The 16,964-nt window shown below is 70.9% G+C and carries 11 protein-coding genes and 1 pseudogene; 7 read left to right on the top strand and 5 right to left on the bottom strand.

Features of this window, described 5'->3' with window-relative positions:
• Positions 1 to 298: 298 nt before the first annotated feature.
• Genes OG447_RS20060 through OG447_RS20045 form a run of 4 tightly spaced genes read right to left on the bottom strand, consistent with a single transcriptional unit; the run spans position 299 to position 6,398 of the window.
• The gene (locus OG447_RS20060) at positions 299 to 2,326 is read right to left on the bottom strand and encodes a family 43 glycosylhydrolase (RefSeq protein WP_266938191.1); all 2,028 of its coding nucleotides are present in this window, start codon (positions 2,324 to 2,326) and stop codon (positions 299 to 301) included.
• A gap of 27 nt (positions 2,327 to 2,353) precedes the next feature.
• A complete protein-coding gene (locus OG447_RS20055; protein ID WP_266938189.1) occupies positions 2,354 to 3,823 on the bottom strand; it encodes a transglycosylase SLT domain-containing protein in 1,470 nt (489 codons plus the stop codon).
• Positions 3,824 to 3,834: 11 nt separating this feature from the next.
• Complete coding sequence (locus tag OG447_RS20050; RefSeq protein ID WP_266938188.1) at positions 3,835 to 5,373, bottom strand: peptidoglycan DD-metalloendopeptidase family protein; 1,539 nt, start codon at positions 5,371 to 5,373, stop codon at positions 3,835 to 3,837.
• Between the two features lie 38 nt (positions 5,374 to 5,411).
• On the bottom strand, positions 5,412 to 6,398 hold the full coding sequence (locus tag OG447_RS20045; protein ID WP_323181795.1) for an alpha/beta hydrolase-fold protein: 987 nt from the start codon (positions 6,396 to 6,398) through the stop codon (positions 5,412 to 5,414).
• Positions 6,399 to 6,584: 186 nt separating this feature from the next.
• On the opposite strand from OG447_RS20045, the pseudogene OG447_RS20040 reads away from it, so the two are divergent.
• The 7 genes and pseudogenes from OG447_RS20040 to OG447_RS20010 form a co-directional block, all read left to right on the top strand.
• A pseudogene (locus OG447_RS20040) lies at positions 6,585 to 6,819 on the top strand (transposase); the annotation flags it as partial.
• Between the two features lie 340 nt (positions 6,820 to 7,159).
• A complete protein-coding gene (locus OG447_RS20035) occupies positions 7,160 to 8,599 on the top strand; it encodes a hypothetical protein (RefSeq protein ID WP_266938186.1) in 1,440 nt (479 codons plus the stop codon).
• A 144-nt stretch (positions 8,600 to 8,743) separates the two neighbouring features.
• A complete protein-coding gene (locus tag OG447_RS20030) occupies positions 8,744 to 9,214 on the top strand; it encodes an RICIN domain-containing protein (RefSeq protein ID WP_266938185.1) in 471 nt (156 codons plus the stop codon).
• A gap of 88 nt (positions 9,215 to 9,302) precedes the next feature.
• A complete protein-coding gene (locus OG447_RS20025) occupies positions 9,303 to 10,457 on the top strand; it encodes a serine hydrolase (protein WP_266938184.1) in 1,155 nt (384 codons plus the stop codon).
• Complete coding sequence (locus OG447_RS20020; RefSeq protein ID WP_266938183.1) at positions 10,439 to 11,617, top strand: alpha/beta hydrolase family protein; 1,179 nt, start codon at positions 10,439 to 10,441, stop codon at positions 11,615 to 11,617. Before OG447_RS20025 ends, OG447_RS20020 begins: the two co-directional genes overlap by 19 nt.
• 333 nt (positions 11,618 to 11,950) lie before the next feature.
• Positions 11,951 to 13,321, top strand: coding sequence for an MFS transporter (locus tag OG447_RS20015; protein WP_266938182.1), 1,371 nt, complete (start codon positions 11,951 to 11,953; stop codon positions 13,319 to 13,321).
• Positions 13,306 to 15,216: a GAF domain-containing protein gene (locus tag OG447_RS20010; protein WP_266938181.1), complete on the top strand. Its 1,911-nt coding sequence runs from the start codon at positions 13,306 to 13,308 to the stop codon at positions 15,214 to 15,216. The genes OG447_RS20015 and OG447_RS20010 overlap by 16 nt, the downstream gene beginning before the upstream one ends.
• 52 nt (positions 15,217 to 15,268) lie before the next feature.
• On the opposite strand, the gene OG447_RS20005 is transcribed toward OG447_RS20010, so the two are convergent.
• Complete coding sequence (locus tag OG447_RS20005) at positions 15,269 to 16,900, bottom strand: FAD-dependent monooxygenase (protein ID WP_266938179.1); 1,632 nt, start codon at positions 16,898 to 16,900, stop codon at positions 15,269 to 15,271.
• Between the last annotated feature and the right edge of the window lie 64 nt (positions 16,901 to 16,964).

Here is a 16,964-nt window from a genome sequence, read left to right as displayed (position 1 = left end):
TCCTCGCGGGCGGCTCCCCCTGTGTCCCCGGTCACTCCGGCGCTCGTGCGGCGATGGCGGTTTGGGGTCGTTTTCGGCTCTCTGGCGAGCGGTTCGGGGGAAGTTGTCGTGCCGCGGCGAGCGAGCGCGGCATACCGCCACCGCGGGCGGCCGTGCGGGATCGGCCCTTGCGCCCCCCGGTCGCGGACGTCGCGTACGGGACCTGCCGGGGTGGGGAAGGTCACCGTGCCCGGGAGGGTCACGGCCCCGCGGAACCGCCCTTTCGCCCCTTTCACGTGGCGCGATCCGCACTCCGGGTTCAGAGTGCGGGACGGCCCGATACGACGGGTGCGACCGGCCGGTCGCCGAAGGCCGTCCACGGCCGCCACCCGCCGCTCGGCCGATCCTGGACGCGGGTGCGCATCCTGCCTTCGGTGGTGACGGCGAAGACGTGCGTGCGCCCGGTGGGATCGGACGCGACGGCGGGCGTGGCGGCGAGCCTGATCCCGGGCTCCCCGAACTCCCCGCCGGAAGCCCAGCTTCCACCGGGGGCGGTCTGCCAGCGGTGGCCGAGCCGGGCGCCACCGGGCGTCAGCGAGAACGCCTCGAGGCGGCCGTCGGCGTTGGCGGCGAACGCCGGGGCGGCGGCGCTCCAGCCGAACATCGGCAGCCACTCGTCCCAGCCTCCGTTCGGCACGGACTGCCGCCGGCCGAAGGTTCCCACGCCCGACGGTCCGATGGCGGCGACGGTGAGCCGGCCGCTGCCGTCCCCGGCCACGCGCGGCGCGGCGCCGGACGCGGTGCCGAAGCGCTGCCACGCGGGGGTCCAGGCACCGCCCGGGGTCTCCTGCCACCGGTGGAAGATCCCGGAGCCGCCGGGAGCGAGGGCGAAGACCTCGAGCCGTCCGTCGGCGTTGGCCGCGACCACCGGTGGCGCGCCGGCGGCGCCGCCGAAGCCCGCCTCCCACGGGTCCCAGGCCCGGGATCCCGGTGCCGCTTGCCGCCGCCGGGCGACGGACGCACCGCCGGGGCTCAGGGCGAACGCCTCCAGTCTGCCGTCGGCGTCGCGGGCGACGGCGGGGGCGGCGCCGGCCGGGCCGCCGAACTCCTCCCAGTCGTACCAGCCGCCGTCCGGCCGCTGGGCCCGGTGGTGCAGGTTGGCTCCCTCCGGGGCGAGCGAGAACACCTCGAGCGCGCCGTCGGCGTTGCGGCCGAGCGTGGGCACCGCACCGGCCGGCCCGCCGAACTCCTCCCACTGCGACCAGGCGTCGGTGTCCGGGTCGAGCTGGACGCGCCGGAGCATCGAGTGGTCGGAGGCGTCGAGCGCGAACACCGTGAGGTGGCCGGCGGCGTCGAGTCCGGCCACCGGGTTGTCCGCGCTCTGCCACGGCGGTGGTGTGTCCCGCCACCGGAGGGGCGCCACGTGCAGCCCGTGGCGGAACCAGCCCGCGGCGCTGGCGTACCAGGCCTCCCCGTCGGCGATCACCTCCACGGCGTGACCGGCCACGTGGCCCGCGTACCCGGCGAGGTCGAAGTGGAAGGGATCCCGGGACGCCAGCACGTCCGTACCCTCGTAGCCGCCCCTCGGACCGATGAACAGGTAGTACCAGCCGTCCCGTTCGACGACGTACGGCGACTCGGTGACCGAGACGGTCGCGTACGTGGTCGCGTCGGTGAACGCGACGCCCGGCTCGCTCCAGTGCACCAGGTCGGCGGAGCGCCTGTGGGCCACGACGTGCCGGCCGCCCGGGCTCGAGAGTTCCGTGTAGTACATGACCCACTCGCCGCCGACCCGCAGCACCATCGGGTCGCGGGCCGCGATCCCGCGGAACAGCGGGCCGGACGGCTCGCGCGTCCAGCTGAACAGATCGTCCGACGTGGCGAGGCTGATCGCGGCGCCGCTCGCGCCGCCGCCCGCGTAGAACATCCAGAACCTGCCGCCGGCCTCGATGACATGCGGGGCCCACAGGTGCTCCTCGCCGTGGTAACCCGGGTCGACGGTCAGCGCGTCGGCGTGGGTGGTCCAGGGGCCGTACAGGGCGGGCGCGGAGGCGTGCGCGAAGGAGACCTCCGCGGCACTGTCCGGTGCCTCGCCGGGCGCCGCGCTGTTCCCGACGATGCTGAACAGGTGCCACCGGCCGTTCGCCCGGATCAGGGTGTGGTCGTTGAGGTAGCGGCGCCGGCCTGGCGTGGAGGGGTCGTAGACGTGGGTGAAGGAACCGGCGCCCACCCACTGGGACGCCGGGCCTGGGACGGAGGCCGCTGCTGCGGCACGGCCCGTGAGCGGGAGCGCGAGGGCTCCCGCTCCGGCCGCGCGCAGCAGGTGGCGCCTGCTGAACGGATGCACGAGAAGGCTCCAGAGGAACGTTTACTGTCAGTTGATCGCCGGTCCGGCGGTGTCCTTGAGCCAGCCCCACTGGGACCAGGTGGAGAAGCCGGTCTGCCAGCGGTGGTAGACCCCGGTGGGATTGGTCCCGAAGACTTCGATCCGGCCGTCGGCGTTGGCCACGGCCGTGATCTCCGTGCCACCGGCACCGAAGGACTCCCACGGGCCGTAAGGGGTGTTCACCCCGGTCTGCCACATGTGCTGGGCATCACTGCCGTTGAGAGCGAACACCTCGACCCGCCCGTCCACCGTGCGCTGACTCGTCAACTGCGAGTTCGCCAGCCCACCGGTCTCCTCCCAGCCCGACCAACTCGTGGGACCGGTCTGATACCGGTGGAAGACCCCGACCGGCCCGGAAGCAAACACCTCAAGCCGACCGTCCAGGTTGTGATCGACCGTCAGATCATGACCACCGATACCAAAGTCCTCCCAGGAGGACCAACCACCGTTCACGGACGTCTGATAGAGGTGCCGGAAGACCTCACCATTGAGGGCGAACACCTCAAGCCGGCCATCCGCCGCCTTCGCCAGCTCGATACGGCTCTCCCCCGGACCGTCGCCAGTCCCCTCCCAGCCCGACCAGCCACCGTTGGGAGCCGCCTGGAACCGGTGGAACACGTTCTCCGGACCGGAGGCGAACACCTCAAGCCGGCCATCGCCATTGGAACCCACAGCGATGTCACGGCCACCCTCGCCGAAGTCCTCCCAACCCGACCAACCACCGGAAGGCTGGTTCTGATAACGGTGCTGAAGAATCTGACCGTTGATCGCGAACACCTCAAGCCGACCATCAGCATTCGGCCCGATCGCCAACTCCGCACCCCTGGGCCCCGCGATGAACTCCCATGCCGACCAAGCGCCGTTGATGTCCTCCTGCCAGGCATGGTGCACCCCGTCCGCCCCGGCCGCGAACACCTCAAGACGCCCGTCCACCGACCGCGCCGACACCACACGACCCGACTCCGCGGGATACACCAGCGGCGCGGGACCAGGCCCGGGGTGGCCAAGACGGTCCACGGCGGCGCGCGCCGTGTCCATGTGCCGCTGATGGTGGCTCTGGTTGTAGGTGGACCAAGGGCTCCAGTCCGTGCCCCGGGAGGATATCCGGAAGGTCTCGTTCGCATTGCACTGCGCGTCGTAGGCACAGGCGTCGCTGACTTCGGCGTGCCAGTAGTCGTTGATCTGCCACAGACCACGGTCGGTGGACGGGGGCTTGTTGTTCGTGACGTTGTACGCCTGCGGATTGCAGCTGGACTCCGCCAGGGCGACGGCGACGGCGGTTACCAGGCTCTCGCCCCGGAAGCCCGCGTTGTACCCGACCTCCGCACACAGATCGCTCGCGGCGGCGGAGGCGGGCTGTGTGACGCCGACCGTGATTCCCGCCGCCACACACAGGGAGACGAACGCGGACAGAATGACGCGGTGGGGCGCTCTTCGAGCGCGCTGCGTGGCTCTCATCTGCCTTCTCCTCAGTCGATTGCCGGTCCGGCGGTGTCCTTGAGCCAGCCCCACTGGGACCAGGTGGAGAAGCCGGTCTGCCAGCGGTGGTAGACCCCGGTGGGATTGGTCCCGAAGACCTCGATCCGGCCGTCGGCATTGGCCACGGCGGTGATCTCCGTGCCACCGGCACCGAAGGACTCCCACTGGCCGTAAGGGGTGTTCACCCCGGTCTGCCACATGTGCTGGGCATCACTGCCGTTGAGAGCGAACACCTCGACCCGCCCGTCCACCGTGCGCTGACTCGTCAACTGCGAGTTCGCGAGGCCACCGGTCTCCTGCCAGCCCGACCAACTGGTAGGGCTGCTCTGGTACCGGTGGAAGACGCCGACGGGCCCGGAGGCGAACACTTCAAGCCGGCCGTCCAAGTTGTGATCGACCGTCAGATCATGACCACCGATACCGAAGTCCTCCCAGGAGGACCAACCACCGTTCACGGACGTCTGATAGAGGTGCCGGAAGACCTCACCATTGAGGGCGAACACCTCAAGCCGGCCGTCCTGCGCCTTCGCCAGCTCGATACGGCTCTTCCCCGGGCCACCGCCCGTCCCTTCCCAGCCCGACCAGCCACCGTTGGGGGCCGCCTGGAACCGGTGGAACACGTTCTCCGGACCGGAGGCGAACACCTCAAGCCGGCCATCGCCATTGGAACCCACAGCGATGTCACGGCCACCCTCGCCGAAGTCCTCCCAACCCGACCAACCACCGGAAGGCTGGTTCTGGTAGCGGTGCTGGAGGATCTGGCCATTGATCGCGAACACCTCAAGCCGGCCGTCGGCATTCGGCCCGATCGCCAGCTCCGCACCCCTGGGCCCCGCAATGAACTCCCACGCCGACCAAGCACCGTTGGCGCTCTCCTGCCACGCATGATGCACACCATCAGCCCCGGCCGCGAACACCTCAAGACGCCCATCCACCGACCGCGCCGACACCACACGACCCGACTCCGCCGGATACACCAACGGCGCCGGACCAGGCTGACTGCCGGGTATGCAGGGCATGTCGATGCCACGTTCCGTCAGGTAGGGAATCGGGTCGACACGCACAGACGCGCCGGCGTTCCCCCAGACCCGAAGGTGGAGATGAGGCCCGCTGGACTGGCCCTCGCTGCCCATCAGCGCGATCTGCTGCCCGGCGCTCACACGGTCGCCCTCCTGGACATCCCGCTGGTACATGTGGCCGTACTCGGTGATGGTGCCGTCGGGGTGCAGAATGCGGATCCACTGCCCGTAGCCGGGTTCGTATCCCGAGATGGTCACCTCGCCGTCGCCGACCGCGTAGATCGGGGCGCCGTAGTCCTTGGCGATGTCGATGCCGTTGTGCTCCCAGCTGTAGTACTGGGAGATGTAGCCGGCGGCCGGGCAGGCGGCGGCGAACCCGGCGGCCCGGGCCGGGACCGGGGAGGAGGCGGCATGCGCCCCGGCCGGTGAGGCGACGGCGAGCCCCGGTGCGAGGATCACGGTCAGCGCGAGAAGAAGCCCGAGCACCCGCCCAGGCAGCAGCCCGGACATGCCTCGGGAAAGGACGGACATCACGCGAGGTCCCCCCGTCACGCCTTGCGCAGGCGGTCGATGACGCCGTTGATGTCGTCCTGCAGCAGATTCCGGCGGACCCAGTGGCCGCCGTCCACCTCATGCTGCTCGTAGGGGATGCCCGCGCGGTCGAGGTGCCACTTGAACTCCCGCTGGGTGGCGAGCACCACGGTCTCGTTGGCGTAACCCTGGATGTCCTGGGGGCTGGTGCCGGCGACCAGGAAGACCCGCTTGTGCCGGTAGCTCTCGACGCGCTCGCACGGGTTGTCCGCGCTGACCCGGGCCTGGTCCCAGAAGGGCACGCCATAGATGCTGCCGCCGCCCAGTTCCACCGCGGCGGAGGAGGCGTTGGCCCAGTGGGTCACCACGTCACCATTGCCTCCGCGCAGGTTGGCCGGGCCGGAGTGGGCGCTGACCGAGGCGAAGTGGCCGTAGTACTTGGCCGCGTACTTCAGGGCGCCGAAGCCGCCCATGGAGAACCCGGAGACGGCACGGCCCTCGTACTCGGCGTAGGTGCGGAAGTTCGCGTCGATCCACGGGATCAGCTGCTCGATGTGGAAGTGCTCCCAGTTCCGGGCGCCGACATTGGAGCTCACCGCGTTGGAGTACCAGCCGGCGCGCCCGCCGTCGGGCATCACGACGATGAGGTCCTTCCAGGCCGTCAGACCCCGGATGTCGTGGTGCGCGTCGAAGGTGATGAAGTCCTCCAGGCCACCGTGGAGCAGGTAGAGAACGGGGTAGCGGCGCCCGCTGGTGTGGTAGCCGTCGGGGAGCAGCACGTTGACGGCCGGGGTCCAGCCGCCGATGGCGGAGGTCTGGAACCGGTAGTACCACATCCGGTGATCCTGCTCGCCGCGTTCCGTGATGTGCAGGCCGAAGCCGTCGCCGACCGCCGAGGCCGCCGACGCCGACGCGAGAACGCCGCCGGCTCCCAGGGCCACCGCGGCGGTGAGCCCGCCGGCGGACTTGAGGATGCTCCTGCGGGTGGGGTTCTGCGTGGTCAAGGTGACCTCCTGTGGGCGAGCTGGCTGGGGATCCGGCTGCCGTCCCAGCGGCACCGGCGGTTGGGAGGCTAGCGATCCCCGCCCGGGAGGAGTATCCGGAACCTTACGGACTGACAGAACCGGCTCGCGTCCTCTAGGGCCTGTCTGATGCCGTGAAGGCAACTCACCCATGCTCAGTGGAAGTTCATCGAGCCGTAGCTGCCGGTCGGTAGGTACGGCCCGCACCCGGAGCGGTTGCGGGAGCAGTTCGAGGGGGTGATCTGGCGGTCCGCTCCAGTGCACAGTGGCGGGAGATGCCTGCCGAGTTCGGCCCCTGGGCCGCCGTCTACGAACGCTTCCGCGTCTGGCGGGACACCGGTGTCTTCCCGCCCTGCTTGAAGGCCTGATCACCGAGGGCGCCCACACGGGAAGAACAGACTTGGGCAAAGCGTCGCGAGCCTTAGCGGGAGGGGCCGCGGGTGACCATCCGTAATTCTCCGGATCCCCGGGCCGTGTCCCTCTCGGTAGCTTTCAGCGCGATCACAACTGTGACCCAGCGCGACCGCGGCGGGTCCCCTTTTCCGTAAGTGCCTCGTACCGCTACCGACCAGGAGCCCGTTGTGAGCGCACACCATCCCTCCCGCAGAGCGCTTCTCAGAGCCGCCGGTGGACTTTCGGCTGCGATATCCCTCGCAGGCGCAAACGTCCTCGCGACGGGATCCGGGGCCAGTGCCGCCGGAAACGGCATCGGTCTCCGCTCCGCCCAGCCCATCCAGTCGGACGTGGGCGGCCCGATCACCCGCGACGAGATCCTTCTCCGTGCCCAGCACTGGGTGGATCTGAACGTCTACTACAACCAGGACGACTCCCACCCGGACCTGGAAGGCAGGCACTACCGCACCGACTGCTCGGGCTTCGTCTCCATGGCACTGCACTTGTCCTCGTCCCCCAGTACGGTCACCCTGCCCGAGTTCCTGGACCTGATCGCCTGGGAGGATCTGAAGCCCGGTGACGCCGTCGGCACTCTCGGGCCGGGAACCGGCGGCGACGCGGGACATGTCGTGCTGTTCGCCGGCTGGGCCAACCACGAGCACACGCGCTTCTTCACCATGGAGGAGATGGGCGGGGCAGGGTCCGTCAGATATGAGCGGCCGATCAACTACACCACGAGTGGGGGCCTGTTCACCGCCAGTCCGTACCGCTACAAGAGGGTTGCCGAGGCTCCTTCTCACCACGCCGTCAGCCCGGCTGAGACGGGCCGTGTGGTGTCGGCACGGTCGGCCGACGGCCGGCTGGAGACCTTCGCGGCCGGAGCTGACGGGGTGTACCACGCCTGGCAGACCGAGGTGAACGGCGGCTGGTCGGCCTGGCGGCCGCTCGGCGGTCCGCGAAACGCGCAGATGACGATCGTGCCCAACGCCGACGGTCGGCTGGAGCTGCTGGCGATCAACGGCGACATGGCCCAGCACATCTATCAGACCGGTCCATCCAGGGACTGGTCCGGCTGGCAGGGATTCGGCACCGGTGGTCGGTATATCGCCGCCGGAACGAATGCCGACGGCCGTATCGAGGTCTTCGCTTCCGGCCCGAAGGGCGTGTACCACCGATACCAGACCGCGCCGAACGCCGGCTGGTCGGGCTGGGAATTCACCGGTGGTGGTCCCGTCGACGCCCGTCTGGAAATGGGGAAGTCCCCCGAGGGGCGCCTTGAGGTATTCGCTCTCAACGGCAAGGTTTTCGAGCACCAGTACCAGCTCGCCCCCAACGGTGGCTGGTCCGCATGGGAACATTTCGGAGGCGGCGGCCACGATCTGACGGTGGACCACAATGCCGACGGGCGTCTTGAGGTATTCGCCTCCGGACCGGAGGCCATTTTCCACCGATACCAGGAAAGCCCAGCCTCCTGGTCAGGCTGGGTAAGAACCGGCGGCCCGGCCAACTCGAACCTCACCAGCGAGCGCACCGCCGACGGCCGGGTGGAGGTCTTCGCGATCAGCAATGAGATCGCCGTCCACGCCTGGCAGACCGGGATCAATGCCCCCTTCAGTGACTGGGTCACCATCGGCACCGGCGGCACAGACATCACCGCCGCCACCAACGCCGACGGCCGCATCGAGGTCTTCGGGACCAGCCATGCGGGCGTCTACCACACCTGGCAGACCGGCTTCTCCGACTGGGCCCAGTGGGCGTGGCTCAACGGCCCCGGCCCCGCGATCAACTGACAGTGGTGGGCGGCGGGGCCGGGGCATCGCCTGGAGCTCCGGCCCCGCTGTCACTCCGGATAGTTCCGGGTGCCCTGCCCCCTCCCTCGACTCCTAGTTTGTGGCCCAGCCAGTCCCACGGACACGAAGGAGACGACGGATCACATGCGCGTCACGACAACGCTTCTGCTCGGCGGGGCCCTTGCCCTCGCCTCCCTCACCCCGGCGACCGGCGCCCTGGCCGCCACCTCCGGCCCTGCCGGCCAGGCGAGGACGTACGACGCCGTCCAGTCCTTCCAGAACCAGGCCACGAGCCGGTGCATGGACGACACCAGCAACGGCTTCCGCACCTGGAGCTGCAACGGCTCGAATCCGCAGCAGTGGAGCGTGCACGTCTGGGGTGACGGGACGCGTCAGTTGATGAACATCAACACCGGCCGCTGCATCGAGGACACCAACAGCGGCTTCCGCACCGCGGTCTGCAACTCCAGCCCGGAGCAGAGCTGGTGGATCAAGGTCTGGGACGACGGCACCGTCCGCTTCCAGAACCAGCACACCTCGCGCTGCATCGACGACAGCTCCCAGGGCTTCCGTACCTGGGCGTGCAACAGCCTTCCGTACCAGAGCTGGTCCTGAGCCCGATGGCGACGCACGTCGAAGCCCTTCCCCTTCCGGCACTTCCGGCACTTCCGGCAGGCGATTCCCTCCACGAGGAGCAGGTTCGATGAAGTTGAAGCTGACCGCGTTACGGTTCTCGCTCGTCCTCGGTGTGGCCGGTGCTCTCCTGGCGGTGCCCACGGCGGCACAGGCCCAGGCGCAGACCCCGGCCCAGGCGACCGTGGACCACTCCGCCACGCTCGCGGCCCTGAACGAGCTCAAGGCCGGCGGCGGTCCCGGGGCGGGCGTGTACGCGGGGACCCGCGACGCCTCGTGGAACCTCTCCACCGGCACGGCCACCATCAACACCAACGATCCGATCGGCCCGGACGAGTACTACCGCGTCGGGAGCCAGTCGAAGACCTTCACCGCCGTCGCCGTACTGAAGCTCACGGAGGCGAACGGGATCGGCCTCGACGACCCCATCGAGCAGCACCTGCCCGGTGTGGTCTCCGTGAACGGCCACGACGGGAACCGGATCACCGTCCGGCACCTCCTCCAGCACACCAGCGGCATACCGGTGAACGGCCTCCCGCTCGCGCAGGCCCGCCCGGACGGCTCGTACACCCTCGCGGCCCTGGTGAAGGACGGACTGCGCTTCCCTCCGGCCTCCCAGCCGGGCGCCGCCTTCCACTACTCGAACACCAACTACGAGATCCTCGGCATGCTGATCGAGAAGATCACCGGCCTGCCCCTGCACCAGGCCGTCACCCAGCAGGTGATCCAGCCGCTCGGCCTGGCCCACACCCGCTTCCCCGCCCCCACGGACCGCGCCGTGCCGAGCCCGGCGATCCATGGCTACCGGGGTACCCGGATCGGCTCGTTCTTCTTCTGGTTGGACGGGACGGCGTTCGAACCGTCCACCTTCTACGCCTCCGGCGCCGTCATCTCCACGCTCCGGGACATGACCGCCTTCTACCAGGCCATCGTCGACGGCACGGCGCTGTCGCCCGCGAACCTCGCCGAGATGGAGAAGACCTTCGAGCTCGGGCAGCCCGGCTCGGGGAACGGCTACGGCCTCGGGATGCTGAAGATCGCCCTGCCCTGCGGCGGCACGGCCTGGGGGCACGATGGAGCCGTCCCCGGCTACTACTCGCAGACGCTCGTGACCGAGGACGGGCGGCACGCCTCCGTCATGACCAACGCGCATCTCGCCACGAACGTCCCGGGCGCGCAGATGTACAAGACCCTGACCAGCGCCCTGTGCGAGACGCCGTCCTGACCCTGCCCCTGACCCGCCACAAGACCAGCCTCACAGAAGAGAGAACCACCGTGCGATCCCTGCTCACCGGCGCGGCCGGCTTCCGCGCCGCGATACGGGCCACCGCGCTGACCGCCGCCGCCGTGGCGGCGGTCGCGGCGACCGCTCTCACCGGCTCCGCGGCCCACGCCGCCGGCGTCGCCGACGCCCCCACGATCCCGGCCTTCACCGACGGGCAGGGTCTGACCCAGGTCGCCGGAGCCACCGAGGTGCGCTCCGAGACCGACTTCACCCTCACCGTCACCACGCCGCAGCTCTCCGGCCGGCACAAGGTACGCGTCTTCCTGCCGAGCGGCTACTACGCCGAGCCGGGCAAGCGCTGGCCGGTGACGTACTTCCTGCACGGCGGTGGCGGCAACGTGAACGACGCCGCCGCGGCCCCGGCCCTGCGGGACGACCGGATGATCACCGTCGTACCGGACGGCGGCCTGAAGGGCTGGTACGCGAACTGGCGCATGCAGAACACCGCCGAGGGCGCCGCCAACTGGGAGACCTTCCACCTCCTGCAGGTGGTCCCCTTCATCGACGCCAACCTGCGGACCCTGCCCGACCGCGGCCACCGCGCGGTCGTCGGCCTGTCCATGGGCGGCTTCGGGGCCCTGCACTACGCCCAGGCCCGCCCCGACCTGTTCGGGCGCGTCGCCTCCCTGTCCGGGGGCATCGACTTCGGCCTGTGGGAAGTCCGTGCCGCGGTGCTGGCCACGGAGCTCAACCTGACCGGCGCGTGGTGCGCCTCCACCACCTCGGGTACCGGCAACTGCACCGGCTACGGGCCGGTGGTGGACAGCGACGCGATCTTCGGCTCGCCGTACGCGATCTTCAACGACCGGATCTGGAACGAGGTCAACCCCGCCTCGCTCGCCAACCTGGGCAAGCTCGCCAACACCGGGGTCACCCTCTACACCGGCAACCAGGGTCTGATCGACGGCAAGACGGCGGTCGCCTCCACCAACGTCGCGAACCGCCTGAACCAACTGGGCATCCCGAACCGCTTCGTCAACTACGGCAACGGCTCCGCCCTGTCGCCCACCTGCAAGGGCGACCACACCTACGGCTGCTGGGCCCCCGCCCTCGCCGACTACATCCCCCGCCTCGCGAACGAGTTCGCCCAGGCCGGCTGAAGCACCCAGCTCATCCCCACCCCACCGGGCCCGCACCAGCGGGTCCGGTGGGGTGGCTGAGCGTCGCCCCCGAAATACTCGGGTTGCACACGACGACGCGCCAGCCGACCCCGAGCGCGAATCGGACCTCAGAACAGGCGCAACTCTGCAATTCCGACAGGGCTTCACAACCCCGTTCCGGAGGGATTGCGGGGCAGGTGTTCGGGTCATGTGGTGCGCGGGCACATCAGTCGGGGCCTGATTGTGATGGCGGGCCACATATGCCGGTGAACTGCGGACTTCTACGTTGTGGCCACGCCCGCCGTCCCCGCAGACACCCTGGAAGTGGTGCACATGGCCTCCACCGCAGTCGACCCGAAGGCTCCGTCCGGCATCAGACGGATCGTCGCCGCCAGTCTCATCGGGACCACCATCGAGTGGTACGACTTCTTCCTCTACGGCTCCGCCGCCGCCCTGGTGTTCAACACCCTGTTCTTCCCGTCGAGCGACCCGCTGGTCGGCACCATGCTCGCGTTCCTGACCTACGCGGTCGGCTTCGTCGCCCGGCCGCTGGGCGGGATCGTCTTCGGGCACTTCGGCGACCGGACGGGCCGCAAGAAGCTGCTGGTGCTGAGCCTGCTGATGATGGGCGGGGCCACCTTCGCGATGGGTCTGCTGCCCACGCACGCCAGCATCGGGGTCGGCGCCCCGATCCTGCTCACGCTCCTGCGGCTGATCCAGGGCTTCGCCCTCGGCGGGGAGTGGGGCGGGGCGGTCCTGCTGGTCTCCGAGCACGGCGGGGACAAGCACCGCGGCTTCTGGGCCTCGTGGCCGCAGGCGGGCGCGCCCGGCGGCAATCTGCTCGCCACCGGTGTGCTGGCCCTCCTCGCGGCGGTCCAGTCCGACGAGGCCTTCCTCGCCTGGGGCTGGCGCATCCCGTTCCTGCTGTCCGGGGTGCTCGTCGTGATCGGCCTGTGGATCCGCATCTCCGTCTCGGAGTCCCCGGTCTTCCTGGAGGCCCAGCGCAAGGCGGAGGCGGAGGCCGCCGCCGGCGTCCGGGAGAAGGCCCCGGTCGTCCAGGTGCTGCGCACCGGCCGGCGCCAGGTGCTGACCGCGATCGGCACCCGGCTCGGCGAGAACGTCTCGTACTACATCCTCACCGCCTTCCTGCTCGTCTACGTCACCGCCCACCTGGGCCTGCCGAAGAGCGACGCGCTGAACGCCGTACTGATCGGCTCGGCCGTCCACTTCCTCACCATCCCGCTGTGGGGCGCGCTCTCCGACCGGATCGGGCGCCGGCCGGTCACCCTGATCGGCGCGGTGGGCATGGCCGGCTGGGCCTTCGCTTTCTTCGCCCTGCTGGACAGCAGGTCCTTCCCGGTCATCGCGCTCGCGGTCACCGTCGGACTGCTGCTGCACGGCGCGATGTACGGTCCGCAGGCGGCCTTCATCTCGGAGATGTTCGACACCAAGGTCCGGTACTCCGGCGCTTCCATGGGGTCCCAGCTCGCCTCCATCATCGGCGGCGCGCTCGCCCCGATCATCGCGGTCGAACTCCTCAAGGACTACGACTCGTCCGTCCCCGTCTCGCTCTACCTCTGCCTCGCGGCGCTCGTCACCGCTCTGACCGTGCTCGTGGCGAAGGAGACCCGGGGGCGCGATCTCGCCGAGGACTCCCCGGCCGCGCCGGCCCCGGAGGTCCTCCCCGTATGCTCCGCACCGTGACAGGCTCCGGCTCCTCCCACCACGAAGCCCGCACCGGTGTGCGGCAGTTGCTCGACCTGCTGGCCGACGGCGCCTCGGCGGAGGAGTTCGGCCGCCCCGCCGCCGAGGCCGCGGAGGCCGGAGCGGGCCCCGAGGAGCTCGCCGCACTGGCCGAGGCCACCGAGGTGGCCCTGCGCATCCGCCGTACGCTCGGCCAGCACCGCAGGCGCGAGGCGCAGCTCAGTGCCCTCTTCGACACGGCCGGCGACCTGGCCGCCCTGCGCGATCCGGACGCGGTGCTGAGGGCCATCGTGCACCGGGCCAAACTCCTGCTGGGGACCGACGTCACCTACCTGTCCCTCAACGACGAGGCCGCGGGCGACACGTACATGCGGGTCACCGACGGTTCGGTGGCCGCGGCCTTCCAGCGGGTCCGGCTCGGCATGGGCGAGGGTCTGGGCGGCCTCGTCGCCCAGACCGCCCGCCCGTACGCCACCGGGGACTACCAGGCCGACACCCGTTTCCACCACACCGCCCCGATCGACGGCGCCGTCCTCGAGGAAGGGCTACGGGCCATCCTGGGCGTGCCGCTGCGGGTGGGCGCCCAGGTCATCGGGGTGCTCTACGCCGCCGACCGCACCCCGCGCACGTTCACCCCGGACGAGGTGGCGCTGCTGTCCTCCCTGGCCGACCACGCCGCCATCGCCATCGACGGCGCCCGGCTGCTGGAGGAGACCCGGGCCGCGCTCGTCGACCTGGGCTCCGCCACCGAGACCATCCGCGCGCAGAGCGAGGCCATGCGGCGCGCCGAGCAGGTCCACGACCAGCTCACCGATCTGGTGCTGCGGGGCGGCGACGCCACCGGCGTGGCCGCGCAGATCGCCGACATCCTGGACGGCGGGATCCTGATCCACGACGCGGAGGGGGCCGAGCTGGCCCGCACCGGGACGGAGCCGCTCCCTCCGGTGTCCCCGGCGGTGGCGGCCTCGCGGGCCGGCGGCCGGGCCGTCCCCGTCGACGGGACCTGGGTGTGCGCCGTACTGGCCGGGCCCGAACTGCTCGGGAGCATCGCGCTGACGGGCCGCCCGGACCTGGGGGACGCCGACCGGCTGCTGTTCGAGCGGGCGAGCGTGGTCGCGGCCCTGCTCCTGCTGCTGCGCCGCTCGGTCGCCCAGACCGAGGACCGGGTACGCGGGGAGCTGCTGGGCGACCTGCTGTCCCCCACCGGGGACCCCGGCGGGCTCGCCGCCCGGGCCCGCCGGACGGGTGTCGATCTGGGGCGCCCGCAGGCGGTGTTCGTCGTCCACGGCGCAGAGGTCCCCCGGCACCGGCTGCTCACGGCGGCGGCCCGCGCCGCCCGCGCCCACGAGGGCCTGGCCGGACTGCACCACGAGCACGTGGTCCTCGTCCTGCCCGCCCGGGACCCGGGCTCCCGCGCCCAGGCTCTGGCCGCGGAACTGGGCCGGGCGGCCGGCGCCGAGGTCACCGTTGGCGCGGCCGGTCCCGCCACCGGGCCGGCCGCCCTGCCGGCCGCGCACGCCGAGGCCCGCCGCGCGCTGTCCGCGCTGCGGGCCCTGGGCCGGGCCGGCCAGGGCGGCGCCCTCGCCGACCTCGGCTTCGTCGGGGTGCTCCTCGGCGACCAGGCCGATGTCGCCGGGTACGTGACCCGGACCCTGGGCCCCGTACTGGACTACGACACCGCCCGCGGAACGGACCTGACCGCGACCCTGGAGGCGTACTTCGTCCAGGGCGCCAGCCTGACCCGGACCAGGGAGGTCCTGCACGTCCACGTGAACACCGTGGTCCAGCGCCTGGAGCGGGTCGGGCGCCTGCTGGGCCGGGACTGGAACGCCCCGGACCGGGCCCTCGAACTCCAGCTCGCCCTGCGGCTCCACCGGCTGGCCGGGGGCGGGTGACCCGGCCGGCACTCCGGTCCGGTCAGGAACGGTCCGGTCCGGAACGGTCCGGTCAGGAACGGCCCAGCAGCGTGCTGATCACCTCGTGCAGGACCGCCTCCGGGTCGTCCACCTCCTGCGTCCACCGCCACGCGACGAAGCCGTCCGGGCGGACGAGGACCGCGCCCTCCGGGTGGGTGCCGTGGACCTCCGCCCAGTCGGCCCCGTTCTCGGGGATCAGGTCGGCCTCGGGTCCGATGCCGATCGCGTACGCGTCCAGGCGCATGCCCAGCCGCTCCGCGAGGTCCAGGCCCGCCGCGCGCCAGGGCGTGCCCTCGGAGCTGAGCAGGACGAAGGAGCGCTCGTAGAGGTCGAGGGTGGACTTGCGCTCCCCGTCCCGGCCGATCCACATGTGCGGGGCGCGGGTGCCGGGATCTCCGGACAGCTGCATCCGCTCGGGCACGACCGGCTGGTCCGGATCGGTGCCCACGACGGCGCCCTGGTTGTAGCGGTAGCCCATGGCGACGGTGAGGACACCGCCCTGCCGCGCGCCGGCGGCCGCGGGGGCGGGTGCGTACCCCGGATGGCTGTGCTCCGCCGAGCGGGCGGAGGCCCGCTCGCTGGTGGCCCGTGCCACCGGCTGCCGTTCGGCCTCGTACGTTTCGAGCAGGCTCGGACCCGCCCAGCCCTCCAGCACGGCCGCCAGCTTCCAGGCGAGGTTGTGCGCGTCCTGGATGCCGGTGTTCGAGCCGAAGGCGCCGGTGGGGGACATCTCGTGGGCGGAGTCCCCGGCGAGGAAGACCCGGCCGGACGCGTACTGCTGCGCGACCCGCTCCGCGGCGTGCCACGGCGCCTTGCCGGTGATGACGACGTCCAGGTCGGGTGCGCCGATCGCCCGGCGGATGTGGTCGACGCAGCGCTCGTCGGTGAAGTCCTCCATCGTCTCGCCGTGGTCGGGATGCCACGGCATGTGGAACACCCACTGCTCGTGGTTGTCGACCGGCAGCAGGGCGCCGTCCGCGTCGGGTTTGGTCAGGTAGCAGACGATGAAGCGCCGGTCGCCCACGATCCGGGTGAGCCCGTGGGACCGGAAGGTGATGCTCACGTTGTGGAAGAGGTCGCCGGAGCCGCTCTGGCCGATGCGCAGTTGTTCCCGGACCGGGCTGCGCGGTCCGTCGGCGGCGACGAGGTAGTCCGCGCGCACGGTGGCGTGCTCGCCGGTGTCGCGGTTCTTCACGGTCGCCGTGACGCCGTTCTCGTCGGGGTCGAAGGTGAGGAGCTCGGTGGAGAACCGCAGGTCGGCGCCGAGCGAGGGGGTCACGGACATCAGGACAGGTTCGATGTCGTTCTGGCTGCACAGGCACCACGTCGATGGGCTGAAGCGCGCGATCGCGCCCCCGGGGTCGATCTCCTGGAACAGCCACTCCTGGTCGTCGCCGGTGAGCGAGCCGCCCTGCAGGATGCCGTGGTTGTCCGACAGCACCGAGGCCGCCTCGCGGATCTGCTCCTCTACGCCGGCGACCCGGAACACCTCCATGGTCCGTACGTTGATTCCGCGTCCGCGGGGATGCATCGAGGTACCTGCGTGCTTCTCGACCAGCATGTGCCTGATGCCGTGGCGGCCCAGAAACAGGGAGGTGCACAGGCCCACCAGCGAGCCACCCACGATGAGGACCGGCACACGATGGTCAACGTTTTCCGTCATGGCTCTTTCATGCCCTTTAGTGGGACGTTTCCCCCGCCCATTCACCCGCTTGGTTCTCCCCTCT

This window comes from Streptomyces sp. NBC_01408 (genome assembly GCF_026340255.1).
Taxonomy (GTDB): Bacteria; Actinomycetota; Actinomycetes; order Streptomycetales; family Streptomycetaceae; genus Streptomyces.
This window is presented reverse-complemented; position numbering and strand designations above follow the sequence as displayed.

What these genes read in the sequence shown, in the direction of transcription:
- OG447_RS20030 (WP_266938185.1), top strand. Translation starts at nt 8,744, where the DNA reads ATGCGCGTCACGACAACGCTTCTGCTCGGCGGGGCCCTTGCCCTCGCC.
- OG447_RS20015 (WP_266938182.1), top strand. Translation starts at nt 11,951, where the DNA reads ATGGCCTCCACCGCAGTCGACCCGAAGGCTCCGTCCGGCATCAGACGG.
- OG447_RS20055 (WP_266938189.1), bottom strand. Translation starts at nt 3,823, where the DNA reads ATGAGAGCCACGCAGCGCGCTCGAAGAGCGCCCCACCGCGTCATTCTG.
- OG447_RS20025 (WP_266938184.1), top strand. Translation starts at nt 9,303, where the DNA reads ATGAAGTTGAAGCTGACCGCGTTACGGTTCTCGCTCGTCCTCGGTGTG.
- OG447_RS20005 (WP_266938179.1), bottom strand. Translation starts at nt 16,900, where the DNA reads ATGACGGAAAACGTTGACCATCGTGTGCCGGTCCTCATCGTGGGTGGC.
- OG447_RS20010 (WP_266938181.1), top strand. Translation starts at nt 13,306, where the DNA reads ATGCTCCGCACCGTGACAGGCTCCGGCTCCTCCCACCACGAAGCCCGC.
- OG447_RS20050 (WP_266938188.1), bottom strand. Translation starts at nt 5,373, where the DNA reads ATGTCCGGGCTGCTGCCTGGGCGGGTGCTCGGGCTTCTTCTCGCGCTG.